Source organism: Chromobacterium sp. CV08 (assembly GCF_051129845.1).
GTDB lineage: Bacteria > Pseudomonadota > Gammaproteobacteria > Burkholderiales > Chromobacteriaceae > Chromobacterium.
On sequence record NZ_CP150453.1, the window covers coordinates 2422731 to 2449047 of the forward strand.

Below are 26317 nucleotides of genomic sequence, written 5' to 3' on the forward strand. Positions count from 1 at the left end.
CCGACAATGAATAATAAAGACATCGCTTCCCTGTCTCTGGAAGAACGCAAACGCCTGCTGGAGCGGGCCAAGGCTTCGAAACTGCAGAAATCGGCCGCGCCGGAATCCGCGCCGCTGAGCGCCGGCCAGCATGGCGACGCCGCCGCGCTGTCGTTCGCGCAGCAGCGCTTCTGGTTCCTGTCCCGGCTGGACGGCGGCAGCCGGGCCTACCATATCCACGGCGGCCTGAGGCTCAGCGGCGAGCTGGACCGCGAGGCGCTGGCGCGGGCGCTGGCCGACGTGGTGGACCGCCACCAGGCGCTGCGCGCCCGCTTCGTCGACGAGGACGGCCGGGCGACGCAGCAGTTCGCGCCGCCGGGAACGATCGCCGCGCTGGCCTTCGAGGACCTGAGACAGCAGGCGGATCCCGAGCAGGCCTGCCGGGAGCGGGCCGAGCGCGAGGCGGCGCAGAGCTTCGATCTGCGGCGCGGTCCGCTGATCCGCGGGCGCCTGCTGCAACTGGCCGAGCGGGAGCACGTGCTGCTGTTGACGCTGCACCACATCGTCGCCGACGGCTGGTCAATGGGCATCCTGGTCGGCGAACTGAGCGCGTGCTACGCGGCCAGGCGCGGCGGGACGCCGCCGGCATTGCCGCCGCTGCCGGTACAGTATGCCGATTACGCGGCATGGCAGCGGGCGTGGATGGAAAAGGACGCCGCGCGGGAACAGGCCGCCTACTGGAAGGCGGCGCTGGCCGGCGCCCCTGCCTTGCTGGAGCTGCCGCACGACAAGGCGAGGCCGGCCCAGCAACAGTTCGCCGGCGGCAGCGTCGCCGTCGATCTGGACCAGGAAGTCAGCGAGCGGCTGCGCCGCTTCTGCCTGCGCCATGGCGTCACGCCGTTCATGGTCCTGCTGTCCAGTTGGGCCCTGCTGCTGGCCCGCCTGTCCGGACAGGACGACGTCGTCGTCGGCACGCCGGTGGCGGGGCGGAACCGCAGCGAGTTCGAGCCGCTGATCGGCTTGTTCGTCAACACCTTGCCGCTCAGGCTGCAGACCGGCGGCTGGCGCGATGCCGCGGGCTGGCTGGGCCACGTCAAACAACGGGTGCTGGAATCGCAGCGGCACGCCGACCTGCCGTTCGACCAGATCGTCGAGGCCGTCAAGCCGCCGCGCAGCCTGGCCTACAGTCCGCTGTTCCAGACCATTTTCTCGTGGCAGAACACGCCGCCCGGCCAGTTGTCGCTGCCGGGCGTGGACTGGCGGGAACTGCCGGCGCAGTGGTCGGAATCGCAGGTGGATCTGGAGCTGCACCTGCGGGAGAGCGAGGGCCGCATCGTCGGCCGCATCGTGTTCGCCGCTTCCTTGTTCGAGCCGGCCACGGTCGAGCGTTATGGCCGGTATTGGCGGAAGCTGTTGCAAGGCATGCTGGACGACGACGGCGTCGCCCCCGGCCGGATAGCCATGCTGCCGGACGCGGAGAGGCGGCTGCTGCTGGACGACTTCAATGCGACGGCGGCGCCGTATCCGGAGCAGGCGCTGGTCCATCAGCTGTTCGAGGCGCAGGCCGCCGAGCGGCCGGACGCGCCGGCGCTCTACAGCGGCGACGAGACGCTGAGCTACTGCGAACTGAACCGCCGCGCCAACCGGCTGGCGCATCGGCTGATCGCGCTGGGCGTCGGCCCGGACGCGCGCGTCGCGCTGTGCCTGGAGCGCGGCGTCGACATGGTGGCGGCGCTGCTGGCGGTGCTGAAGGCCGGCGGCGCCTATGTGCCGCTGGACCCGAGCTATCCGGCCGAGCGGCTGGCCTATATGCTGGACGACAGCGCGCCGCGCGTGGTGCTGAGCCAGCATTCGCTGCAGGCGCTGACGGCCGGCGGCGAGCGGACGGTCCTGCTGCTGGACGACGAGGCCGAGCGGGCGCGGCAGGCGGCCTTGCCGGACGGGAATCCGGCGGTGGTGGGCCTGGGCAATCGCCACGCCGCCTACGTGATCTACACCTCCGGCTCCACCGGCCGGCCCAAGGGCGTCGTCAACGAGCACCGCGGCGTCGTCAACCGGCTTTGGTGGGCGCAGGACGCCTACCGGCTGCGGGCCGACGACCTGGTGCTGCAGAAGACGCCGTTCGGCTTCGACGTGTCGGTGTGGGAGTTCTTCCTGCCGCTGCTGGCCGGCGCCCAATTGCTGATGGCGCGTCCGGAAGGCCACAAGGACCCGCAGTATCTGCGCCAGCTGATCGAAAGCCGCGGCGTCACCATGCTGCACTTCGTGCCGTCGATGCTGCAGGCCTTCGTCAGCCTGACGCCGGCCGGCAGCTGCCCGTCGCTGCGGCGCATCCTGTGCAGCGGCGAGGCGCTGCCGCACGCCTTGCAGGAGCAGTGCCTGCGGCACTTCCCGCACAGCGAGCTGCACAATCTGTACGGGCCGACCGAGGCGGCGATCGACGTCACCGCCTGGCCGTGCGTCTCCGATCCGTCGCGCCACTTCGTGCCTATCGGCAAGCCGATCGCCAATATCCGCATGTACGTCCTCGACAGCCAGCTGCAGCCGACGCCGCTGGGCGTGGCCGGCGAAATCCACATCGGCGGCGTCGGCGTGGCGCGCGGCTATCTGAACCGCCCGGAGCTGACGGCCGAGCGCTTCATCGCCGACCCGTTCAGCGCCGACGCCGACGCGCGTTTGTACAAGACCGGCGACCTGGGACGCTGGCTGCCGGACGGCAGCATCGAATACCTGGGCCGCAACGACTTCCAGGTGAAGCTGCGCGGCTTCCGCATCGAATTGGGCGAGATCGAGGCCAGGCTGGCGGCCTGCGCCGGCGTCAGGGAGGCGGCGGTGCTGGCGCGCGAGGACGCGCCGGGCGACAAGCGGCTGGTGGCCTATCTGACGGCGCGGCCGGACGCGGCGCCGGACGCGGCGGCGCTGCGGACCGAGCTGGCCAAGGATCTGGCCGAATACATGATACCGAGCGCCTTCGTCGTGCTGGACGCCTTCCCGCTGACGCCGAACGGCAAGCTGGACCGCAAGGCGCTGCCGGCGCCGGACGGCGCGCAGCTGACGAGCCGCGAGTACGCGGCGCCGCAGGGCGAGGCGGAAGAGGCACTGGCGAATATCTGGAGCGCGCTGTTGAACGTCGAGCGCGTCGGCCGCCACGACAACTTCTTCGAGCTGGGCGGCCATTCGCTGCTGGCGGTGCAGCTGGTCGAGCGGATGCGCCAGGCCGGCCTGCATTGCGACATCCGCCAGCTGTTCGGCGCGTCCGACCTGGCGGCGCTGGCGGCCGGTCTGGGCGGCGGCGACGAGGTGGCGGTGCCGGCCAACGGCATTCCGGCGGAAGGCTGCGCGGCGATCACGCCGGCGATGCTGCCGCTGGTGGCGCTGGAGCAGACGCAGCTAGACCGCATCGCCGACGGCGTCGCCGGCGGCATGGCCAATATCCAGGACATCTACCCGCTGGCGCCGCTGCAGGAGGGGATACTGTTCCACCATCTGCTCGGCGGCGAAGGCGACGCCTACCTGCTGTCGTGCCTGATGGCCTTCGACAGCGGCGAGCGGCTGCAAGGCTTCGTCGCGGCGCTGCAGCAGGTGGTGGCGCGGCACGACATCCTGCGCACGGCGATACAGTGGCGCGACCTGCCGGAACCGGTGCAGGTGGTGTGGCGTCAGGCGCCGGTGGCGGTGGAGACGGTGGCGCTGGACCCAGCCGACGGTCCGGTGGGCGCGCAACTGGAACGGCGCTACGACCCGCGGCGGACGCGGCTGGACGTGACGCGGGCGCCGCTGCTGCGCGGCTACGCCGCCGCTGATCCGGCCGACGGCCGCCATTACCTGCAACTGCTGTTCCACCACCTGGCGATAGACCAGACTTCCTTGAGCCAGATGCTGCAAGAGGTGCGCCAACTGCAGCGCGGCGATGCCGAACTGGCGCCGTCGCTGCCGTTCCGCAACTTCGTCGCGCAGGCGCGGCTGGGCATCGGCGCGGCCGAGCACGAGGCCTACTTCCGCGCCGAGCTGGGCGAGATCGACGAGCCGACGGCGGCCTTCGGCTTGCAGGACAACCGCGGCGACGGCGGCGGGCTGGACGAGAGCCGGCTGCGCTTGCCGGCCGAACTGACGGATCGTCTCCGGCGGCAGGCGCGGCGCTTGGGCGTCAGCGTGGCCAGCCTGGCCCACCTGGCCTGGGGGCGGCTGCTGGCGCGGGCCTCGGGCCGGAACACGGTGGTGTTCGGCACGGTCTTGTTCGGCCGGCTGCAGGGCGGGGCCGGCGCCGACCGGGCGCTGGGTCTGTTCATCAACACCTTGCCGCTGAAGCTGGAACTGGGCGGGGCCAGCGTCGATGAGGCGGCGAAACAGACCCAGCAGGCGCTGACGCGGCTGCTGCGGCACGAGCACGCGCCGCTGGCGCTGGCGCAGCGCTGCAGCGGCGTGGCGGCACCGCTGCCCTTGTTCAGCGCGCTGTTGAACTACCGGCACGGCAGCGACGGCGACGAGCGCGAGATCGCCGGCGACGGCATCACGGTGCTGGCCGACCAGAGCCGCACCAATTATCCGCTGACGATGTCGGTGGACGACTTCGGCGATGCGGGGCTAGCCTTGCAGGCCCAGGTGCCGGCGACGGTCGGCGCGGCGCGCGTCTGCGCGCAGATGGAGCGCACGCTGACGGCGCTGGCCGACGCGCTGGAGGCCGGCGGCGGGGAATCGGTGAGCACGCTGGAGGTGTTGCCGAACGGGGAAAGACATCTGCTGCTGGACGTTTTCAATGCGACGGCGGCGCCGTATCCGGAGCAGGCGCTGGTCCATCAGCTGTTCGAGGCGCAGGCCGCCGAGCGGCCGGACGCGCCGGCGCTCTACAGCGGCGACGAGACGCTGAGCTACGGCGAACTGAACCGCCGCGCCAACCGGCTGGCGCATCGGCTGATCGCGCTGGGCGTCGGCCCGGACGCGCGCGTCGCGCTGTGCCTGGAACGTGGCGTCGACATGGTGGCGGCGCTGTTGGGCGTCTTGAAGGCCGGCGGCGCCTATGTGCCGCTGGACCCGAGCTATCCGGCCGAGCGGCTGGCCTATATGCTGGACGACAGCGCGCCGCGCGTGGTGCTGAGCCAGCATTCGCTGCAGGCGCTGACGGCCGGCGGCGAGCGGACGGTCCTGCTGCTGGACGACGAGGCCGAGCGGGCGCGGCAGGCGGCCTTGCCGGACGGGAATCCGGCGGTGGTGGGCCTGGGCAATCGCCACGCCGCCTACGTGATCTACACCTCCGGCTCCACCGGCCGGCCCAAGGGCGTCGTCAACGAGCACCGCGGCGTCGTCAACCGGCTTTGGTGGGCGCAGGACGCCTACCGGCTGCGGGCCGACGACCTGGTGCTGCAGAAGACGCCGTTCGGCTTCGACGTGTCGGTGTGGGAGTTCTTCCTGCCGCTGCTGGCCGGCGCCCAATTGCTGATGGCGCGCCCGGAAGGCCACAAGGATCCGCAATATCTGCGCCAGCTGATCGAAAGCCGCGGCGTCACCATGCTGCACTTCGTGCCGTCGATGCTGCAGGCCTTCGTCAGCCTGACGCCGGCCGGCAGCTGCCCGTCGCTGCGGCGCATCCTGTGCAGCGGCGAGGCGCTGCCGCACGCCTTGCAGGAGCAGTGCCTGCGGCACTTCCCGCACAGCGAGCTGCACAATCTGTACGGGCCGACCGAGGCGGCGATCGACGTCACCGCCTGGCCGTGCGTCTCCGATCCGTCGCGCCACTTCGTGCCTATCGGCAAGCCGATCGCCAATATCCGCATGTACGTCCTCGACAGCCAGCTGCAGCCGACGCCGCTGGGCGTGGCCGGCGAAATCCACATCGGCGGCGTCGGCGTGGCGCGCGGCTATCTGAACCGCCCGGAGCTGACGGCCGAGCGCTTCATCGCCGACCCGTTCAGCGCCGACGCCGACGCGCGTTTGTACAAGACCGGCGACCTGGGACGCTGGCTGCCGGACGGCAGCATCGAATACCTGGGCCGCAACGACTTCCAGGTGAAGCTGCGCGGCTTCCGCATCGAATTGGGCGAGATCGAGGCCAGGCTGGCCGCCTGCGCCGGCGTCAGGGAGGCGGCGGTGCTGGCGCGCGAGGACGCGCCGGGCGACAAGCGGCTGGTGGCCTATCTGACGGCGCGGCCGGACGCGGCGCCGGACGCGGCGGCGCTGCGGACCGAGCTGGCGAAGGATCTGGCCGAATACATGATACCGAGCGCCTTCGTCGTGCTGGACGCCTTCCCGCTGACGCCGAACGGCAAGCTGGACCGCAAGGCGCTGCCGGCGCCGGACGGCGCGCAGCTGACGAGCCGCGAGTACGCGGCGCCGCAGGGCGAGGCGGAAGAGGCACTGGCGAATATCTGGAGCGCGCTGTTGAACGTCGAGCGCGTCGGCCGCCACGACAACTTCTTCGAGCTGGGCGGCCATTCGCTGCTGGCGGTGCAGCTGGTCGAGCGGATGCGCCAGGCCGGCCTGCATTGCGACATCCGCCAGCTGTTCGGCGCGTCCGACCTGGCGGCGCTGGCGGCCGGTCTGGGCGGCGGCGGCGACGAGGTGGCGGTGCCGGCCAACGGCATTCCGGCGGAGGGCTGCGCGGCGATCACGCCGGCGATGCTGCCGCTGGTGGCGCTGGAGCAGACGCAGCTAGACCGCATCGCCGACGGCGTCGCCGGCGGCATGGCCAATATCCAGGACATCTACCCGCTGGCGCCGCTGCAGGAGGGGATACTGTTCCACCATCTGCTCGGCGGCGAAGGCGACGCCTACCTGCTGTCGTGCCTGATGGCCTTCGACAGCGGCGAGCGGCTGCAAGGCTTCGTCGCGGCGCTGCAGCAGGTGGTGGCGCGGCACGACATCCTGCGCACGGCGATACAGTGGCGCGACCTGCCGGAACCGGTGCAGGTGGTGTGGCGTCAGGCGCCGGTGGCGGTGGAGACGGTGGCGCTGGACCCGGCCGACGGTCCGGTGGGCGCGCAGCTGGAACGGCGCTACGACCCGCGGCGGACGCGGCTGGACGTGACGCGGGCGCCGCTGCTGCGCGGCTACGTGGCCGCCGATCCGGCCGACGGCCGCCATTACCTGCAACTGCTGTTCCATCATCTGGCGGTCGACCACGCGACGCTGGAATTGCTGCTTCAGGAAGTCCGTCAGCTGCAGCGCGGCGATGCCGAACTGGCGCCGTCGCTGCCGTTCCGCAACTTCGTCGCGCAGGCGCGGCTGGGCATCGGCGCGGCCGAGCACGAGGCCTACTTCCGCGGAGAATTGGGCGAGATCGACGAGCCGACGGCGGCCTTCGGCTTGCAGGACAACCGCGGCGACGGCGGCGGGCTGGACGAGAGCCGGCTGCGCTTGCCGTCCGAACTGACGGATCGTCTCCGGCGGCAGGCGCGGCGCTTGGGCGTCAGCGTGGCCAGCCTGGCTCACCTGGCCTGGGGGCGGCTGCTGGCGCGGGCCTCGGGCCGGAACGCCGTGGTGTTCGGCACGGTCTTGTTCGGCCGGCTGCAGGGCGGGGCCGGGGCCGACCGGGCGCTGGGTCTGTTCATCAACACCTTGCCGCTGAAGCTGTCGTTTGACGGACTCGGCGTAGAGGAGGCGGCGCGGCGGACGCAGCAGGCGCTGACGCGGCTGCTGCGGCACGAGCACGCGCCGCTGGCGCTGGCGCAGCGCTGCAGCCAGGTGGCGGCGCCGCTACCGCTGTTCAGCGCCTTGCTCAACTATCGGCACAGCACCGAGGATGAGGCCGGCCTGCCGGGATGGGAGGGCATAGAAGTCCTGGGCGGAGAGGAGAGGAGCAACTATCCGCTGACGATGTCGGTGGACGACTTCGGCGACGCCGGCCTGGCCTTGCAGGCCCAGGTGCCGGCGACGGTCGGCGCGGCGCGCGTCTGCGCGCAGATGGAGCGTACGCTGACGTCGCTGGCCGACGCGCTGGAAGCCGGCGGCGGCATGGCGGCGCGCGCGCTGGAAGTGTTGCCGGACGCCGAGAAGCGCTTGTTGCTGGACGAGTTCAACGCGGCTTCGGTGCCATATCCGGACGATGTGCTGATCCACCAGTTGTTCGAGGCGCAGGCCGCCGAACGGCCGGACGCGCCGGCGCTGCTGTACGGCGACGAGGCGCTGAGTTACGGCGAATTGAATCGCCGCGCCAACCGGCTGGCGCATCGGCTGATCGCGCTGGGCGTCGGTCCGGACGACAAGGTGGCGCTGTGCCTGGAGCGGAGCGTCGATATCGTGGCGGCGCTGCTGGGCGTCTTGAAGGCCGGCGGCGCCTATGTGCCGCTGGACCCGAGCTATCCGGCCGAACGGCTGGCCTATATGCTGGACGACAGCGCGCCCAAGGCGGTGCTGACCCAGGCTTCGCTGCGGGCGCTGAGCGCCGGCGGCGACCGGGCGGTCGTGCTGCTGGACGAGGAGGCGGAGCGGCTGGCGGCCTTGCCGGCCGGCAACCCGCGGGTGGCCGGCCTGAACAGCCGCCATCCGGCCTATGTGATCTACACCTCCGGCTCCACCGGCCGGCCCAAGGGCGTGGTCTGCGCGCATTACGGCGTCGTCCATCTGATGCGTTCTCTGTCCGGCATCTGGCCGATGACGCCGGACAGCCGGGTGCTGCAGTTCGCCTCCTTCAGCTTCGATGCCAGCGTCTGGGAGTACGCCGGCGCGCTATCCAGCGGCGCGGCCTTGTGCCTGGCCACGCGCGAGGAGCGGATGCCGGGCGGGGCCTTGCAGGACACGCTGCGCCGCTTCCGCATCAGCCACACGCTATTGCCGTCGTCGGCCTTGAAGATGATGGACCCGGCGGCGATAGGCTACCGCATCGAGAACCTGCTGGTCGGCGGCGAAGCCTGCCCGGTGGCCCTGGCCGAATCGTGGGCCCGGGTACACCGGCTGTTCAATGTCTACGGGCCGACCGAAAGCACCATTTACGCCACCTATCACCGCTGCCGTACCGACCAGGCCGGCGTCTTGCCGATAGGCAAGCCGCTGCCGAACATCCGCGCCTACATCCTGGACGCCGATCTGCAGCCGGTCCCGCTGGGCGTGGCCGGTGAAATCCACATCGGCGGACCGGGCGTGACGCACGGCTATCTGAACCGGCCGGGGCTGAGCGCCCAGCGCTTCGTCGCCGACCCGTACGGCGGCGAGACCGGCGCGCGGCTGTACAAGACCGGCGACCTGGGGCGATGGCTGCCGGACGGCAGCATCGAATACCTGGGCCGCAACGACTTCCAGGTGAAGATACGCGGCTTCCGCATCGAGTTGGGCGAGATCGAGGCCAAGCTCGCCGCCTGCGCCGGCGTGACGGAGGCGGTGGTGCTGGCGCGCGAGGACGCGTCGGGCGACAAGCGGCTGGTGGCCTATCTGACGGCGCGGCCGGACGCGGCGCTGAACGCGGCGGTGCTGCGGGCCGAGCTGGCCAGGGAGCTGACCGAGTACATGGTGCCGAGCGCCTTCGTCGTGCTGGACGCCTTCCCGCTGACGCCGAACGGCAAGCTGGACCGCAAGGCGCTGCCGGCGCCGGACGGCGCGCAGCTGACGAGCCGCGAGTACGTTCCGCCGCTGGGCGAGACGGAGGCGAAACTGGCGGCGATCTGGCGCGCGCTCTTGGGCGTCGAGCGCGTCGGCCGCCACGACAACTTCTTCGAGCTGGGCGGCCACTCTTTGCTGGCGGTGCGCCTGGTGGAGCAAATGCGCCAGGCCGGCCTGCGCTGCGACATCCGCCAGCTGTTCGGCGCGGCCGACCTGGCGGCGCTGGCGGAGGCGATCGCGACGGACGGCGCGGCGGACCAGGACTGGTTCGCCGAATCGGACCAAGGCCCGAAGGGCGATATCGAGGAGCTCGTGCTATGAGCGTGGCCTATCTGGCATTGGAGCTGTCCCGCAACGCCATCGAGCTCGGCCTGTCCGACGACAGCGGCAATCTGGTGATACGCGGAGAGAAACAGCGGCTGACCCCGGCCTTGCTGGGGCAGTTGAAGGAAAGCAAGTCCGAACTGCTCGCCAGCCTGGGCAGCGGCGAGTACGCTGAGCTGACGGGGAACTTGGCGCTGACGGCCAGCAGCCTCAGGCGCTTCGGACTGGAGCTGGACCGTTCGCAGTGGAACGGCGTTTGCGCCGGCGTCGCCGGCGGCCTGGGCAATATCCAGGACATCTATCCGCTGGCGCCGCTGCAGGAGGGCATCCTGTTCCACCATCTGCTCGGCGGCGAAGGCGACGCCTACCTGCTGTCCTCGCTGATGGCCTTCGACAGCGGCGAGCGGCTGCAAGGCTTCGTCGCGGCGTTGCAGCAGGTGGTGGCGCGGCACGACATCCTGCGCACGGCGATACAGTGGCAGGGCCTGCCGGAACCGGTGCAGGTGGTGTGGCGTCAGGCGCCGGTGGCGGTGGAGACGGTGGCGCTGGACCCGGCCGACGGTCCGCCGGCGGCGCAGCTGGCGCAACGCTACGACCCGCGGCGGACGCGGCTGGACGTGACGCGGGCGCCGCTGCTGCGCGGCTACGCGGCCGCCGATCCGGCCGACGGCCGCCATTACCTGCAACTGCTGTTCCACCACCTGGTGGTCGACCATACCTCGCTGGACATCCTGATGGCCGAGATTCGGGATATCCAGGCCGGTCTCGGCGACGCGCTGCCGCCGTCGCTGCCGTTCCGCAACTTCGTCGCGCAGGCGCGGCTGGGCGTCGGCGCGGCCGAGCACGAGGCCTACTTCCGCGCCGAGCTGGGCGAGATCGACGAACCGACGGCGGCCTTCGGCTTGCAGGGCAACCGCGGCGACGGCGACGGGCTGGACGAGAGCCGGCTGCGCTTGCCGGCCGAGCTGACGGATCGCCTCCGGCGGCAGGCGCGGCGCTTGGGCGTCAGCGTGGCCAGCCTGGCGCACCTGGCCTGGGGGCGGCTGCTGGCGCGGGCCTCGGGCCGGGACACGGTGGTGTTCGGCACGGTCTTGTTCGGCCGGCTGCAGGGCGGGGCCGGCGCCGACCGGGCGCTGGGCCTGTTCATCAACACCTTGCCGCTGAAGCTGTCGTTTGACGGGCTCGGCGTAGAGGAGGCGGCGCGGCGGACGCAGCAGGCGCTGACGCGGCTGTTGCGGCACGAGCACGCGTCGCTGGCGCTGGCGCAGCGCTGCAGCCAGGTGGCGCCGCCGCTGCCCTTGTTCAGTTCGGTGCTGAACTACCGCCACGGCGAAGAAGCTGGCGCCGGAAGCGGCCTGGACGGCGTGGCCGAGATGGCCGGCGAGGAAAGGACCAATTACCCGCTGACGCTGTCGGTGGACGATTTCGGCGATGCAGGCCTGGCGCTGAAGGCGCAGGTGTCCGCATCGGTCGGCGCGGCGCGGATCTGCGCGCAGATGGAGCGTACGTTGACGTCGCTGGCCGACGCGCTGGAAGCCGGCGGCGGCATGGCGGCGCGCGCGCTGGAAGTGCTGCCGGACGCCGAGAAGCGTTTGTTGCTGGACGAGTTCAACGCGGCGGCGGCGCCGTATTCGGAATCGGCTGAGCGGGCCTTGATCCACCAGCTGTTCGAGGCGCAGGCCGCCGAACGGCCGGACGCGCCAGCGCTGCTGTACGGCGACGAGGCGCTGAGCTACGGCGAATTGAACCGTCGCGCCAACCGGCTGGCGCATCGGCTGATCGCGTTGGGCGTCGGCCCGGACGACAGGGTGGCGCTGTGCCTGGCGCGCGGCGTCGACATGGTGGCGGCGCTGCTGGCGGTGCTGAAGGCCGGCGGCGCCTATGTGCCGCTGGACCCGAGCTATCCGGCCGAGCGGCTGGCCTATATGCTGGACGACAGCGCGCCCAAGGTCGTGCTGACCCAGGCTTCGCTGCGGGCGCTGACGGCCGGCGACCGGGCGGTCGTGCTGCTGGACGAGGAGGCGGAGCGACTGGCGGCCTTGCCGGCCGGCAATCCGCGGGTGGCGGGCCTGAACAGCCGCCATCCGGCCTATGTGATCTACACCTCCGGCTCCACCGGCCGGCCCAAGGGCGTGGTCTGCGCGCATTACGGCGTCGTCCATCTGATGCGCTCGCAGGCCGAAATCTTGCAGCTGGGGCCGGACAGCCGGGTACTGCAGTTCGCCTCCTTCAGCTTCGATGCCAGCGTCTGGGAGCACGCCAGCGCGCTATCCAGCGGCGCGGCCCTGTGCCTGGCCACGCGCGAGGAGCGGATGCCGGGCGAGGCGCTGCTGGGCACGCTGCGCCGCTTCCGCATCAGCCATGCCTTGTTGCCGTCGTCGGCCTTGACGATGATGGACCCGGCGGCGGTGGGCTACCGCATCGACAATCTGCTGGTCGGCGGCGAAGCCTGCCCGGTGGCCCTGGCCGAGGCCTGGGCCGGGGCGCACGGGCTGTTCAATGCCTATGGGCCGACGGAGGGGACGGTATATGCGACGCTGCATCGCTGCCGAACCGAGCAGGGCGGCGTCTTGCCGATAGGCAAGCCGCTGCCGAATTGTCGAGTCTACATCCTGGACGCCGAGCTGCAGCCCGCGCCGCTGGGCGTGGCCGGCGAAATCCACATCGGCGGGCCGGGCGTGGCGCGCGGCTATCTGAACCGACCGGAACTGACGGCCGGGCGCTTCGTCGCCGATCCGTACGGCGACGAGGCCGGCGCGCGGCTGTACAAGACCGGCGACCTGGGACGCTGGCTGCCGGACGGCAGCATCGAATACCTGGGCCGCAACGACTTCCAGGTGAAGATACGCGGCTTCCGCATCGAGTTGGGCGAGATCGAGGCCAGGCTGGCCGCCTGCGCCGGCGTCAGGGAGGCGGCGGTGCTGGCGCGCGAGGACGCGCCGGGCGACAAGCGGCTGGTGGCCTATCTGACGGCGCGGCCGGACGCGGCGCCGGACGCGGCGGCGCTGCGGACCGAGCTGGCGAACGATCTGGCCGAATACATGATACCGAGCGCCTTCGTCGTGCTGGACGCCTTCCCGCTGACGCCGAACGGCAAGCTGGACCGCAAGGCGCTACCGGCGCCGGACGGCGCGCAGCTGTCCGGCCGCGAGTATGTCGCGCCGCAGGGCGAGACGGAGGAGGCGCTGGCGAATATCTGGAGCGCGCTGTTGAACGTCGAGCGCGTCGGCCGTCACGACAACTTCTTCGAGCTGGGCGGCCACTCGCTGCTGGCGGTGTCCATGGTGGCCAGGGCGGCCCGCCAGCTGGGCGCCGGCCTGGCCTTGCGGCAGGTCTATCAGGCCGCCGATCTGCGGGAACTGGCCGCGATGATCCGTCCCGACGCCGATGCCGACGGCGCGGTGGAACTGCGCGGCGGCGACGGCGTTCCGCTATTCCTGCTGCACGAGGTCTATGGCGGCATCGCCTATGCGCAGAATCTGGCCGGCCATTTGGCCGGGGACTTCCCGATTTACGCGCTGCCGGCCGGAGACTGGGGCCGCGACAACCGGGGAGGCGGCATCGCGGAGCTGGCCGCCGCGCATATCGAACGGATCCGGCGCATCCAGCCGCAGGGGCCATACCGTTTGGCCGGCTGGTCGGTCGGCGGATCGATCGCGCATGCGATGGCGGCGCTGCTGCAGGAACAGGGGGAGACCGTCTCCTTCCTCGGCCTGATCGACAGCTGCGGCGACTACGCGCCGCAACGGCGGATGCTGGAGAGCAGGCTGGCGCGCGAGCGCGATCAGGATATCGGCCTGCTTTTCCTGATGCTGGAAATGGAGTTCGGCTTCGACGAGGACAAGCTGGCGCGCCTGCGTGAACTGCCCGGCATAGACCCGATGATAGCGGAGACGCTGTTGCGGACCGGCTGGGGCAAGGGGCTGACGGTGGACGAGGTCAAGGCGATGCTGGCGACGCAGGCCGCCATCTTCCGGTCCGCGATCGCGTACCGCCCGCGGCCCTTGGCCGCCGCGCCGGTATTGTACGGCGCCTCGGCCTCGCTGGCGCAGCGCCTGGACCAGCCGTGGCGGGAATTACAGGGCGAGTCGCTGTCGGTGCGTCCGATTGCCGGCGATCACCACAGCATTCTCGAACAGCCGGCGATTGCCGGATTGGCGCGGGAAATATCGCGTAATCTGCTTCCGGCTTAAATGGAAACATGCCGGGCGGCAACGACGCCCGGCCATTATGTTTTGATGATAATTGTTCTACTGGGAATATTATTTTGCGCGATGCGGTATTTTTCCAAAAATATTCTCCGGCCGGTAGAATCATTGCCCGGTATCGCAGCGGGAGAAGGATTTGAGTGTTAATGGGTTTTCTCGATGGACGCAGGGCCTGATCGGCGGTGGAATCGCGGCGGTTTTTATCGCGGCGGTCGCGGCGCCGGCAAGCAATGGGCGCGCCTATTCGGTTTTGCATGATGGCGAAAAAGCGTTTCGAAACCATCACGCATTGGCGCCCGACGCCGTGTTCCGTTATCGATTGTTTTTACAGGACGCCAGGGTGAAGGCTGCCGATCTGGGCTTGAACGTCGTGGCCAGGGGATGGCGGCAGAGCATCGCGCTGGACAGGCGGCTGGCTTTCGCCCTGCCGGCGCTGCCGGCGGAAAGGGAGGCGACGGCCGAGCTCGTCGCCGCGCCTGCGGTGCAGAACCTGAACTGGCGGCCCGAGGTGCTGACGCCGGGCGGCGCGGCCGGGACCCGCCGGCTCGGCGACCTGCGGCTGGAGTGCCTGGTCGATGCACAGAGCCATCTGAACAATCTCGATGGCGAAAAGCTGGATTGCGCGCCGAAGTCGGCCGAGGAGGTGCGCTGCATCGACGATATGAAAACCTGCGCCCGCTACGCGCCGGTGGCGGTGGGGCAGGTGATCTGGAACGGCATCAAGAATATGGCGCAATTGAAAGTGGACGCCGATCCTTATTCCGAAAAATCGTTCAGTTATCTATTCATCGCCGATAGGCCGGTTTTTTCGATCACCCTGCAGCAGGGCAGCCGGCGCCAGGTTTTGCCGACGTCCTGGTTATACGGCAGTCCGTTGAAACGCAGCCCGTTTTTTTCCTGGCCTTATCCGAGGGAGTATTTCTATTCGCTGCCATTGGGTGACGCCTCGTGGTCGAATGACGCGCTGGTGGTTTTCGAGTACATGAATGTTTCCGAATGAGAAATAGGATGCGCAGACTGATTGGCGATGGAAAAAGAACGGCGGGGCTCGTCAAACTATTCGTCTTGTCGTCGGCGATAGGGTTGCCGGCCTGCTCTACGGTCGGAAACGAGAAGCTGGCCGACGTCGACGAGGCCTATGTCCGGCGCGTGCTGGCCGACGGAAGCGGCGGCAAGCGCGACATCGTCGCGGCCCTGGGCCAGCCGCAGGACAAGATACGGTTCGACGGCGGCGGCGAGGTCTGGGTGTTCAGCTTCCGGAAATACACCCCGAAACCGCAGAACTTCGTCAATGTCGGCAGCCTGTTCGGCGGGCAGAGCAATTACGACAAGGAGCTGGTGATGCTGTTCGACGCGCGCGGCGCGGTCAGGCAGTGGAAGCTGTCGTCCAGCGAGCAGGACCAGTCGACCGGGCTGATGAACCAGCCATTGCCGAAAGTGGAATGAGGCCGGCCGTCGAAACCTTCAATTTGCGATTGGACATGATGCGAAAATCGAAACACGCGGGGGTCGTCGCGACAGACGGCGCGACGCGGCCGGAGACGCGGGCATGAGGGCGGCCGTCGAGGCTTTTCGTCAATTGGGCCGGCCCTTCGTCTGCCTTTGGCTGGGAGAGGTCGTCACCGCGCTGGGCAGCGTGCTGCTGCAGTTCGCGCTGGGGGTGTGGATCTATCAGGAGACCGGTTCGGCCGAGCAGTTTTCGCTGGCGCTGTTCAGCGGCATGCTGCCGGCCCTGCTGCTGCTGCCGCTGGCCGGCGCCTGCGCCGACCTGTTCGACCGCCGCGCGGTCCTGATAGGCTGCGACCTGGTCTTGCTGGCGCTGGTTCTGACGCTGGCCGCGCTCGCCTGGAGCGGCGGCCTGCGGGTGCCGGCGATGGTGGCGCTGAGCAGCCTGGCCTCGTTGACCTATACCTTCCGGCGGCCCAGCTATCAGGTGGCGCTCAGCCTGCTGCTGCCGCAGCGCCGGCTCAGCCAGGCCAACGGCTTGCGGATGCTGGGGGAGAGTTCGGTGCAGTTCGCCGGCCCGATGCTGGCCGGCGCGCTGATGGCGCGGCACGGAATCGGCGGGGTGATGCTGCTGGAGGTGGCGCTGATCCTGTGCGCCACCGCGCTGGTATTGGCGGCCTTGGCCGGCATCGGCCGGGATGCGCCGCCGCCGGAGGCCGCCGGCCGGACCTGGGGCGCGGTGTGGCGACATTGCCGCAGCGGCGTCGCGGCGACGCTGGCGTATATGGGCAGGCAGGCGGAGATGCGGGCGCTGCTGATCTATATGTTGCTGCAGACGTCGCTGGTGGCGCTGGTTTCCAGCATGCTGACGCCGATGGTGCTGGCCGGACACGACAGCGGCGTGCTGGGCGGGGTGATGAGCAGCGCCGCCGTCGGCGCGATCATCGGCAGCGCGCTGGTGGTGGTCTGGAATCCGCAGCGGCGGCTGATGCGCACCGTGCTGCTGGCCGATCTGGCGCTGGCGGTGTGCGTGGCGGCGATGGGCTGGGTCCAGACGCCGCTGTCGTGGTCGGGCATGGCCTGCCTGGCGATGCTGGCCGGCAATGTGTCCAGCAGCTGCCTGCTCAGCCTGTGGATGAGCCATACGCCGCTGGAGCGGCGCGGTAGCCTGTTCAGCCTGCTCGGCGCGATCAATATCGGCGTCGTCGCACTGACCTTGCTGGCCGGCGGCGTGCTGGTCGAGCGGGTGCTGGAGCCCGGCATGATGCCGGGCGGCGCGTTGGCCGGATTGACCGGCGGCTGGCTGGGCGAAGGCAAGGGGAGGGGCATCGCCCTGTTGTTCGTGCTATGCGGCCTGGCCTGCATGGCGGTGGCGCTCGGCGCGCTGCGCTTCGTCAGGCTGGACAGGCTGGACGAGGCGGCGCGCGCCGGCGACGAAGCCGCGCCGCCACTGGCCGCGGCGGGGCGCGAAGGCTGAGGCGCTCAGTCGGAGATGCTTTCGTGCGAGCCGGCGTCGCCTCGCTTCCAGTAGCCGGCCACCCGCATCCTGTCCTTGTCCACGCCTCGGGCCAGCAGCCGCTTGTGCAGCGGGCGCATCTCGCCGCTTTCTCCGGCGGCCCAGACATAGCCGGCGCCGGCCGGCAGCGGCGTCTGTTCGACGGCCTGCAGCAGATCCTGGCCCAGGTCGCGGCGGCGCCAGACGATTTCGATGCCGGACGGCGCCGTCAACGGCAGCCGGCACGCCTCGTCGTCGACCAGGATCCAGGCCTGGCCGCGCGCGTCGGCCGGCAACTCCTCCAGGCGGCGGGCGATGGCCGGCAAGGCCGACTCGTCGCCGATCAGCCAGTGCCAGTCGAAGCCGGTCGGCACCACGCGCGAGCCGCGCGGACCGCCTATGCCCAGCATATCGCCGACCTTGGCGTTCAGCGCCCAGTCGGCGGCGACGCCGCCGGCATGGACGACGAAGTCTATGTCCAGTTCGCCGGCGGCCGCGTCGTAGCGGCGCGGCGTGTAGTCGCGCATCTGCGGCTTCGGCCGGTCCGGCGGGAAGCTGATGCCGCCGTCTCCGACGGTCGGCGTCGCCGGCTGCCGTTCGCCGGGTTCCGGGAAGAACAGCTTGATGTGGTCGTCGAAGGAGGCGGATACGAAGCCGGCCAGATCGTCGCCGGTGAAGGTCAGGCGCAGCATCGTCGGCGACAGCCGGGCGATGCGGACGATTTGCAGCAGGCGGAAGCGCAGCGGATGGCGCAGTTTTTGTACGGCGAGATCGGTATTCAATTCTGACTCCTTGGGTCCGGTTGACAGGACACAGGCTGGGTTTCGCCGAGAATTTCGGCGGTGGCGCGTTGCAGGATGGCGGCGATGCGGTTCTGTTCGGCGGCGTCGGCGTTGTCGCGCAGCAGCAGCGTCCGTTTCAGCGCGCGGCGCGCCTCTATCATTTCCCGGGTCCAGCCGGCGGCGCCTTCGTCGCCGATTTCCTCCCCGGCATAGGCGCGGCGGGCCAGTTCCATCTTGCGTCCGATATGGGCGAGCTTGGCCAGCATCAGCTCGGCGCGCTCGCGCTGCAGGTCCAGCTCGCGGCGGCCGGCCTCGGCGATAGAATAGCGCTTGCGGTTGCCGGCAGGCTCCACCGTGACCTGTCCGACTTCCTCCAGATAGGTCAGCGCCGGATAGACCATGCCCGGGCTGGGGCTGTAATAGCCGTTGGAGCGGGCGGCCAGTTCCTTGATCAGTTCGTAGCCGTGGCTGGCCTGTTCGGCGATCAGCGCCAGCAACAGCAGCTGCAGGTCGTCGGCGCTGAACTTGCGGCCGCGGCCCAGCTCGCCGTCGTCGCCGTGATGGCCGTGGCGGCGGCCGGCGCCGCGATGATCGTGATGTCTGCGATGCATGGTCGTCTCCGAAGATTTATGTCTTAAGATATATATCTAAAGATATGGTGTCAAGCTGGAACGGCGCCGCGGCGACGGCTGTCGGGTGGATCTACTGTGACGATAGTCAAAAAGCAATGATTTTGATCAATAAAATGACATTCAAATATTGAAACTAAATAATCAGATGCGCTATCGTTGGCGGTTTCTTACAAACCGGACGAAGCCATGGCGAAAACCCTTTCCTTGAAGCTGCGCCTGCTGCTGCAGACAGCAAGCGCCATCGCGCTGGTATGCGTGCTGGGCGCCTTGCTGACGCAGACCCTGCGGCAGCAGATGTTGTCCGACCGCCGCGACCAGGTGCGCACCCAGGTGGAGAACGCCGCCAGCCTGGTGGCGCTGCACGAGGAGGAGGCCGCGACCGGCCTGGTGCCCGAGGCCGAGGCGCGGCGGCGGGCCTTGCAGGAATTGGCGCGGCTGCGCTTCGACGGCGACGAGTACTTCTTCGTGCTGGACCGCGATCTGAAATGGCTGGCCCACGGCATGAACCCGAAGCTGGTCGGCAAGGACATGCACAGCGTCCGGGATCCGGCCGGCACCGATATGGGCCGCCTGTTCGACGACGCCCTGCGCCAGGGCGGCGGCCGGGGGTTCGCGCAATATGTGTGGGACAAGCCGGGCGCGGCCGGGCCGCAGCCCAAGCTGGCCTATTTCAGCAGCAGCGCGCGCTGGGGCTGGGTGATCGGCACCGGACTGTACCTGGACGACATCAACGCGGTGCTGTGGAAGCAGGTGATGGGCGTGGCCGCGCAACTGCTGCTGTTCATGGCGGTGACGCTGTCGCTGGGATGGTGGGTATATCGCAGCGTGATGCGCGAGCTCGGCGCCGAGCCGTCGGAAGCCGCGGCCATCGTGCGCGAGATCGCGGCCGGCAAGCTGGACCGCGAGATCCGGCTGCCGAAGGGCGGCGGCGACAGCCTGCTGGCGCACCTCCGGGAAATGCAGGGGCAGCTGCGCCGGCTGGTCGGCGAGATCATCCGCGACGCCGAGGAGCTGGGGCGGTTGAACGCCGACGTGGTGGATGGCGCGCGCATGGTGGCCGACAACTCCCAGGGCCAGAGCGAGGGCGCGGCGGCGATGGCGGCCTCGGTGGAGCAACTGACGGTCAGCATCAGCCATATCGCCCGCCACGCGATGGACGCGCGCGAGGTGTCGCAGGATTCCGGCCAGTTGTCCGAGACCGGCAGCCAGGTGATCGCGCGGGCGGTGACGGAGATGCAGGGCATCAGCGCCACGGTGGACCTGACCGAGGCGGCGATCGCCGAGCTGGCGGCCAAGACCTCCACCATTTCCAGCATCATGCAGGTGATCAAGGACATCGCCGACCAGACCAATCTGCTGGCCTTGAACGCGGCGATAGAGGCCGCGCGCGCCGGCGAGACCGGCAGGGGTTTCGCGGTGGTGGCGGACGAGGTGCGCAAGCTGTCCGAACGCACGGCGCAGGCCACGGAAAAGACCGCGGCGATGATAGCCGAGATCCAGGCCAGTTCGGACCTGTCCCGGCAGAACATGAGCGAGACGGTGTCCAGGGTCAAGGCCGGCCTGCAGCTGGCCGAGCAGGGCGGGGACCTGATCCAGCAGATCCAGGGCAGCGCCAGCCAGGTGGTCCGGGTGGTCAACGACATTTCGCACGCGCTGCAGGAGCAGGGCACGGCCAGCCAGGACATCGCCCGCCACGTCGAGCAGATCGCCCAGGTGGCTTCCGGCAACGCGGTGGCCGCCACCCAGGCTTCGCACAGCGTTCAGCGCATAGACGAGGTGACCGGCAATCTGCGCTCCTCGGTGGCGCAGTTCCAGGTCTGAGCGCGGCGGCGGGCGCCGCCGTTCAGGGTTGGCCGGTCTGCTGGTGCAATTGCGCCAGCGCGGCGGCCAGCGCGCTGGAGGCGACCGAGTAGGCGCTGTCCTCCAGCGCCTGCTCGGCCTGTTCGAACTGCTTGTCGTCTATCATCCGCGCGATGCGGCCGGCTTCGCGGTGGAACATCGCGTGGCGGCTGACGCAGGTCTGGAACATGCTCAGGCCGCCGTAGCGGCTCTGGCCGGGGCCGTGCAGCCAGCGGCCGAGCTCGCAGCAGTCGTCGCGGCTTATGCTGTCCACATCCATCGCCTCCTGCCTGAATATCGCCTCCCTGAAACGGTTCTTCCATTCTTCATGCCTGAGCAATGCCTGTTCCAAATCCATGCCTGTCTCTATCCAAACCGTTCAATCGCCCGCGGCGGCCGTGTTGCGCATATGCCTGCGGGGAAAAATAAGCAGCCGCAATATTTGTTATTGTGTGAACTGTCTTATTAGCGCTTTTGACAGATTAGATGAGGCATGCGGTTTTCGCCAGCGGCGGCGCGGGGAGGCCGCCGCCGCGCCGCATGGCCGTTCCGCTCAGCCGCGACCCTCGTCCGCCGGCGTCTCTGCGGCGGGCGCCGGCTCGGGCGGCGGGGGCAGGAAGAAGCTCAGCGGCCGGCGCAGGAAGCGTCCGGCCAGTTCCGGAATCAGCGGCAGCAGCAGCGAGCCGGACAGCTTGCGCGAGCGCAGCGCCACCCACAGCGCCAGGAAGAAGCTGACGCCCAGGTTGACCAGGCCGATCAGCATGACGCCGGCGAAACCGAGCAGCACGACGGACAGCGGCACCTGAAAATCCAGCGCCACGCTGGCGAAGGCCAGATTGGCCGACGAGAAGGTGATGTGGCGTATGTCCAGCGGCAGGCCCAGTATCGTGCCTATGGTCCCGGTCAGGCCGAGGAACATGCCGAAATAGAAATTGCCCGCCAGCGCGCCCAGATTGTGCTCGATATAGCGGCCCAGCCGGTGGGCGCGGTTCTCGCCGAGCACCCGCTGCAACAACCGGTGGCCGGCGATCCGCTCCGGGATGCGGCGGTAGATCGCCTTGTTGTCGTAATAGCCGGCGATCAGCCCGGACAGGAACAGGAAGACCCCGGCGATGGCGGCGTGCGGCAGCGCCAGGCTGTGGATGGGGTCGATCTCGTGCAGCAGCTTGTGCGCCTTGGCGGCGTCGACCACCGGCGCGCCGAACAGCGCGTGCCATCCCAGCGCGATCAGCGCCGCCGTCGGTATCGCCAGCGCCACATTGCCGACGATGGCGACGAACTGGGTGCGCGCCACCTTGACGATCAGCTCGGCCAGATCCTCCAGCTGTTTCTTGCGGCCGTGCCGTTCGTGCAGCGCCGCGGCCAGCCGCGCCGCCGTCATCGCCGGCTGCTTGGTGGCGATGGTGTAGTGCAGGATCTGCACGATGATGAAGCCTATCGCGTAGTTCAGGCCGAAGGCGACCCCCTCCCACAGCAGCGGCAGATGGCCGCGCGCCAGCAGCAGCTTGATCAGCGCCATGAAGCCGACGATGAAGCCGGCGCCCATCGCCGCCTTGCCCATCTTGGACCAGTCGCGGCGGTCCTCGGCGATATAGTGCTCGCCGTGGCGGCCGGCGTGCTCGGTCACCTGCAGCGCCAACAGCTCGGTATTGGACTTGAACAGGTCGCGCAGGCTGTACTTGCGGTTTTCGGCGCGGGCGAAGTCGGTCAGCAGCCGGAACAGCTCCGGCCGGCTCGCCGGATCGTGCTCGGGCGCCAGCAGCTCCAGCAGCGCGCGCAGCCGCGCGATGCTCTGTGCCAAGCGCAGGCCGTGGTAGGTCAGGCTGACCGAGATGCCGTAACGCGCGGCGTTCTTGCGCACCTTGGCCAGGATGGCCTCGCATTGTTCCAGCAGCACCAGCACCTGTTTTTCGTCTTCAGTCGGGGCCGTGCCGTCGATCAGCGCCTGGTGGTAGCCGTCGACATAGCGCTGGACCTCGGCGTTCAGGTGCATGAAGGGCGAGGCGAAGCGTTCGACCTCCGGGCATACCCGGACCAGTTCCGGCTCCAGCCCGATGGCGGTGATGCGGGCCGACAGCACCTGCACCGACTCCAGCAGCTGCAGCCGCGTGTGGCGTTCGCTGTCCTGGCGCGGCGCCTCGCTCCAGGCCAGCGCGCGCCACAGCGCGTGCCAGGTGGCGTCGGGCACGGCGGCCAGCCAACGGTAATCGTGGCGGTGGCAGAACAGCAGGCCGAAGCGGTCGCGCAGCGAGTCGGGATTGTAGGGCATAGGCAGCGCCCGCTCGCCCAGCCGTCGCAGCAGCGTGGTGCCGAAGCCGTCGTTGGCCAGTATGCCGGCTTCGGTGTACAGCGGAATCTGCCGGCTTTCGGCCAGCAGCGTGCACAGCGTCTGGCGCAGCGCCTGGCGGTAGTCGGGATGGTGCTCCAGCAGGAAGGACAGGGCTTGCAGATTGACGGTGGCCTGCTGAGGCGGCTGGCGCTCGTCGGGGCGCAGCGCGGCGACCAGCGCCGCCAGCGTCTCGGTGTGGCCGGGGTCGCGGCACAGCTGTCGCAATGCGGTTTCCAGGGCGGGCACGGAATGTTCGGTCATGGCTTACCAGGATGGGCGCGCCTGGCCGGCGCGCGGGTTGGAAAAGGGCTTGTTGTCATTTTAGGGCTTGCCGGCGCGATTGGGCGAGTCGAGCCGCTCGACGCCAGGCGGAAAAGGGAGGCGCGGCCGCGCGGGCGGCGGCGATTGACACCTTACTAACCAGTAAGTAGAGTGGCCCGATGCATAATGGTTCCGACAGCAAGAACGATACCCGCAAACGCATCCTCGACCTGGCCGAGGAGCTGTTGCTGACGCGCGGTTTCAACGGCTTCAGCTATCAGCACATCAGCAGCGCGCTGGGCGTGCGCAACGCGGCCATCCACTACCACTTCCCGAAGAAGAACGATCTGGGCGTGGCGCTGATTCAACGCTATCGCCGCCGCTTCCAGCGTTTCATCGAGCAGCAGGCGGAATGGGACGCGTCGCGGCGGCTGGAGAGTTATTTCGGCCTGTCGGACCAGTATTACCAGCAACGCAAGCAGATTTGCCCCAGCGGCATCCTCAGCACCGAATTCCAGACCCTGCCGGACGATATGCGGCAGGAGGCGGCCGCCTTCATCGACGAGATGAGGCAGTGGGCGGTGGCCATCGTGCGACAGGGCCGCGACAGCGGCCAGATGGATTATGCCGGCACGCCGGAGGCCGTCGGCATGATGCTGTTTTCGGCGCTTCAGGGGGGCTTGCAGCTGGCGCGCATAGACGAGGAGGCCTTGCCGTTGCTGAAGCGGCAGGTGAGGGTGACGCTGGGGCTGGACCCGTCACCCGGCCAACCATAGCAAACGAGAATAATAGAGGGGCTTGACCATGGAGTACCGCAAGAACAGCATGAGCCGCATCGCCGACAAGGTGGGCCGTCTGCCCGTCGCCTGGCGCAGCACGGTGCTGTCTATGATGTTCGGCAAGATCGTTCCGTTCCTGTCCACCGCCGGCCTGCGTTTCGAGGAGGTCGGCCACCATCGGCTGAGCGTCTCCATCCGCAACCGCAAGAAGGTGCAGAACCATATCCGCGGCGTGCACGCGGCGGCGATGGCGCTGCTGGCCGAGACCTCGACCGGCTTCGTCGTCGGCATGAACATGCCGGACGACAAGCTGATGCTGCTGAAATCGATGAAGGTCAATTACATCAAGCGCTCGCAGGGCGACATGCGGGCGGTGGCGACGCTGACCCCGCAGCAGATCCAGTCCATGCACGAGCTGGAAAAGGGCGAGGTGCTGGTCGAGGTGCAGGTGACCGACGATTCCGGCGAATCGCCTATCATCTGCGAGATGCTGTGGGCCTGGATTCCCAAGAAACGTCCGGAGGCGACGGCGGCATGATCACCCTGCAAACCCTGAGCGTCGAACTGAACGACAAGGTGGCCCTGCTGCGCTTCAATCGCGGCGACAAGGCCAATTCGCTGAACATGCAGATGTGGCAGGATCTGCGCAGCGCGATGGATTGGGCCGACGGCGAGCCGTCGGTGCGGGCCGTCGTGCTGGCCGGCCACGGCAAGCATTTCTGCGCCGGCATAGACCTGGCGATGCTGGCCGGGCTGCAATCGCAGATCGACGATGCCTGCGAGGCGCGCAAGCGCGACAAGCTGCGGCGGCTGATCCTGGATCTGCAGGACTGCGTCACCAGCCTGGAGCGCTGCCGCAAGCCGGTGATCGCCGCCGTCCACGGCGCCTGCCTCGGCGGCGGCCTCGACATCGCGCTGGCGGCCGACTTCCGCTTCGCCGCGCAGGACGCGGTGTTCGGCGTGCGCGAGATAGACGTCGGCATGGTGGCCGACGTCGGCTCGCTGCAGCGCCTGCCGCGGGTGGTCGGCGAGGGCCTGGCCCGCGAGCTGGCCTTGACCGGCCGCGACATGGTGGCCGACGAGGCGCTGGAGGCCGGCCTGGTCAACCGGGTGCTGCCGGACGCCGACGCCGTGCTGGCGGCGGCGCTGCAGAGCGCCAGGCTGATCGCCGGCAAGTCGCCGCTGGCGGTGCGCGGCAGCAAGGAGGTGCTGAATTACAGCCGCGACCGCAGCGTGGCCGACGGCCTGCAGTTCGTCGCCGGCTGGAACGCGGCGATGCTGATCTCGGAAGACATCCAGAAGGCCGGGATGGCGGCGATGATGAAACAGGAAGTCAGCTTCCGCGATTGAGTCCGCCGCGGCGGAAATGAAAAGAGGCGCCCTGGGCGCCTCTTCGACTTTGCCGGCCGCGCTTACTTGGCTTCGCCGCCGACGGTGGACACCACTTCCCACTTGCCGTTCTTCACCTGGTAGACGGTGACGGCGCCGTTCTTGATGTCGCCCTTGTCGTCAAAGGCGATCTTGCCGGTCACGCCCTGGTAGTCGCTCTTGCCGACTTCCGGCAGATAGACTTTCGGATCGGAGGACTTGGCGCGTTTCATCGCGTCCACCAGCACCATCACGGCGTCGTATTCGAACGGCGCGTAGATCTGCACGTCGGTGTTGAATTCCTTCTTGAACTTCTCGTCGAAGGCCTTGAAGCCGGGCATCTTGTCGCGCGAGATGCCGCAGCTGGACGCGTACTGGCCTTCGGAGGCGTCGCCGGCCAGCTTGATGAATTCCGGCGTCTGCCAGCCGTCGCCGCCCATCAGCTTGGCCTTGATGCCCAGGCGCTGCATCTGCTTGGCCAGCGGGCCGGCCTGCGCGTCCATGCCGCCGTAGAAGACCAGGTCCGGCTGGGTGGCCTTGATCGAGGTCAGGATGGCGTTGAAGTCGGTGGCGGTGTTGTTGGTGAACTCGCGCTTCACCACATTGGCGCCCTTGGCCTTGACCGCGCCCTCGAACTGGTCGGCCAGGCCCTGGCCGTAGGCGGTGCGGTCGTCGATGATGGCGATCTTCTTCGCCTTCAGCTGCCCGGCGGCGAACTCGCCGAGCGCCTTGCCCTGCTGCACGTCGTTGGCGATCACGCGGAAGGTGGTCTTGAAGCCCTGCTTGGTGTAGTCCGGATTGGTCGCGGACGGCGAGATCTGCGGGATGCCGGCGTCGGAGTAGATCTTGGAGGCCGGGATCGTGGTGCCGGAGTTCAGGTGGCCGACGACGCCGACGACGCCGGCGTCGACCAGGCGCTGGGCGACCTGGGTGCCGATCTTCGGGTCGCCCTGGTCGTCTTCGGACACCAGTTCGAACTTGACCTTCTTGCCGCCGATCTCGACGCCCTGGGCGTTCAGATCCTCGATGGCCAGCTTGGCGCCGTATTCATTGTCCTTGCCGAGGTGCGAGATCGGGCCGGACATCGGCGATACCTGGCCGATCTTGACGACGGCGCCGTCGCCGCCGGTGGCGGCAGCCTGGGCCGGAGCGGAGGAGGCGGCCTGTCCCGAGGCCGGCTCGTCCTGTTTGCCGCAGGCCGTCATGGCGATGGCGGCGGTGGCGATCAGGCTGAGGCGAGCGTATTTGTTCATAGAGCGTTCCCCTGTATCTTTTCTGTAGACTTCGATGATCTCTTTAAATAAACCAACAACACCATTAAGCGGCGGTCAGTTGCAACTGATTATG

14 protein-coding genes are annotated in these 26317 nt (G+C 68.9%); 9 read left to right on the forward strand and 5 right to left on the reverse strand.

All coding sequences use genetic code 11. The features are described from left to right. Positions 1-6 precede the first annotated feature (6 nt). The 5 genes from WNM05_RS11360 to WNM05_RS11380 all read left to right on the forward strand — a co-directional run bounded on the left by WNM05_RS11360 (position 7) and on the right by WNM05_RS11380 (position 16962). Positions 7-9828: an amino acid adenylation domain-containing protein gene (locus tag WNM05_RS11360; RefSeq protein ID WP_434635109.1), complete on the forward strand. Its 9822-nt coding sequence runs from the start codon at positions 7-9 to the stop codon at positions 9826-9828. Beyond that, the gene (locus WNM05_RS11365) at positions 9825-14024 is read left to right on the forward strand and encodes a non-ribosomal peptide synthetase (protein ID WP_434626621.1); all 4200 of its coding nucleotides are present in this window, start codon (positions 9825-9827) and stop codon (positions 14022-14024) included. Before WNM05_RS11360 ends, WNM05_RS11365 begins: the two co-directional genes overlap by 4 nt. A 355-nt stretch (positions 14025-14379) precedes the next feature. Beyond that, on the forward strand, positions 14380-15039 hold the full coding sequence (locus tag WNM05_RS11370; protein WP_434626624.1) for a hypothetical protein: 660 nt from the start codon (positions 14380-14382) through the stop codon (positions 15037-15039). An 8-nt stretch (positions 15040-15047) separates the two neighbouring features. Further along, positions 15048-15485 carry a hypothetical protein gene (locus WNM05_RS11375; protein ID WP_434626626.1) on the forward strand — a complete coding sequence of 146 codons (438 nt, stop codon included), beginning with the start codon at positions 15048-15050 and terminating at the stop codon, positions 15483-15485. Between the two features lie 103 nt (positions 15486-15588). Then, on the forward strand, positions 15589-16962 hold the full coding sequence (locus tag WNM05_RS11380; RefSeq protein WP_434626629.1) for an MFS transporter: 1374 nt from the start codon (positions 15589-15591) through the stop codon (positions 16960-16962). Positions 16963-16967: 5 nt separating this feature from the next. Here WNM05_RS11380 and WNM05_RS11385 read toward each other — a convergent pair whose 3' ends face one another. Next, complete coding sequence (locus WNM05_RS11385) at positions 16968-17762, reverse strand: siderophore-interacting protein (RefSeq protein ID WP_434626632.1); 795 nt, start codon at positions 17760-17762, stop codon at positions 16968-16970. Next, positions 17759-18373 (reverse strand): PadR family transcriptional regulator, encoded by a 615-nt coding sequence (locus tag WNM05_RS11390; RefSeq protein WP_434626635.1) that lies wholly within the window; start codon positions 18371-18373, stop codon positions 17759-17761. Before WNM05_RS11390 ends, WNM05_RS11385 begins: the two co-directional genes overlap by 4 nt. Before the next feature lie 207 nt (positions 18374-18580). On the opposite strand from WNM05_RS11390, the gene WNM05_RS11395 reads away from it, so the two are divergent. Continuing rightward, on the forward strand, positions 18581-20215 hold the full coding sequence (locus tag WNM05_RS11395) for a methyl-accepting chemotaxis protein (RefSeq protein ID WP_434626638.1): 1635 nt from the start codon (positions 18581-18583) through the stop codon (positions 20213-20215). Between the two features lie 22 nt (positions 20216-20237). Here WNM05_RS11395 and WNM05_RS11400 read toward each other — a convergent pair whose 3' ends face one another. Together WNM05_RS11400 and WNM05_RS11405 are read right to left on the reverse strand one after the other, a co-directional pair. Beyond that, complete coding sequence (locus WNM05_RS11400) at positions 20238-20591, reverse strand: CZB domain-containing protein (RefSeq protein ID WP_434626640.1); 354 nt, start codon at positions 20589-20591, stop codon at positions 20238-20240. 195 nt (positions 20592-20786) lie between these two features. Continuing rightward, positions 20787-22823: a site-specific recombinase gene (locus WNM05_RS11405; RefSeq protein WP_434626643.1), complete on the reverse strand. Its 2037-nt coding sequence runs from the start codon at positions 22821-22823 to the stop codon at positions 20787-20789. A 179-nt stretch (positions 22824-23002) separates the two neighbouring features. Between WNM05_RS11405 and WNM05_RS11410 the strand changes: the two genes are divergently transcribed. The 3 genes from WNM05_RS11410 to WNM05_RS11420 are packed head-to-tail and all read left to right on the forward strand — an operon-like array spanning position 23003 to position 24952. Further along, entirely contained in the window at positions 23003-23599 is a 597-nt protein-coding gene (locus WNM05_RS11410) for a TetR/AcrR family transcriptional regulator (RefSeq protein ID WP_434626646.1), read from the forward strand. Between the two features lie 28 nt (positions 23600-23627). Then, positions 23628-24140, forward strand: coding sequence for a DUF4442 domain-containing protein (locus WNM05_RS11415; RefSeq protein ID WP_434626648.1), 513 nt, complete (start codon positions 23628-23630; stop codon positions 24138-24140). Then, a complete protein-coding gene (locus WNM05_RS11420) occupies positions 24137-24952 on the forward strand; it encodes a crotonase/enoyl-CoA hydratase family protein (RefSeq protein WP_434626650.1) in 816 nt (271 codons plus the stop codon). Before WNM05_RS11415 ends, WNM05_RS11420 begins: the two co-directional genes overlap by 4 nt. A 62-nt stretch (positions 24953-25014) precedes the next feature. Here WNM05_RS11420 and WNM05_RS11425 read toward each other — a convergent pair whose 3' ends face one another. Further along, on the reverse strand, positions 25015-26223 hold the full coding sequence (locus WNM05_RS11425; protein WP_434626653.1) for a branched-chain amino acid ABC transporter substrate-binding protein: 1209 nt from the start codon (positions 26221-26223) through the stop codon (positions 25015-25017). Positions 26224-26317 lie beyond the last annotated feature (94 nt).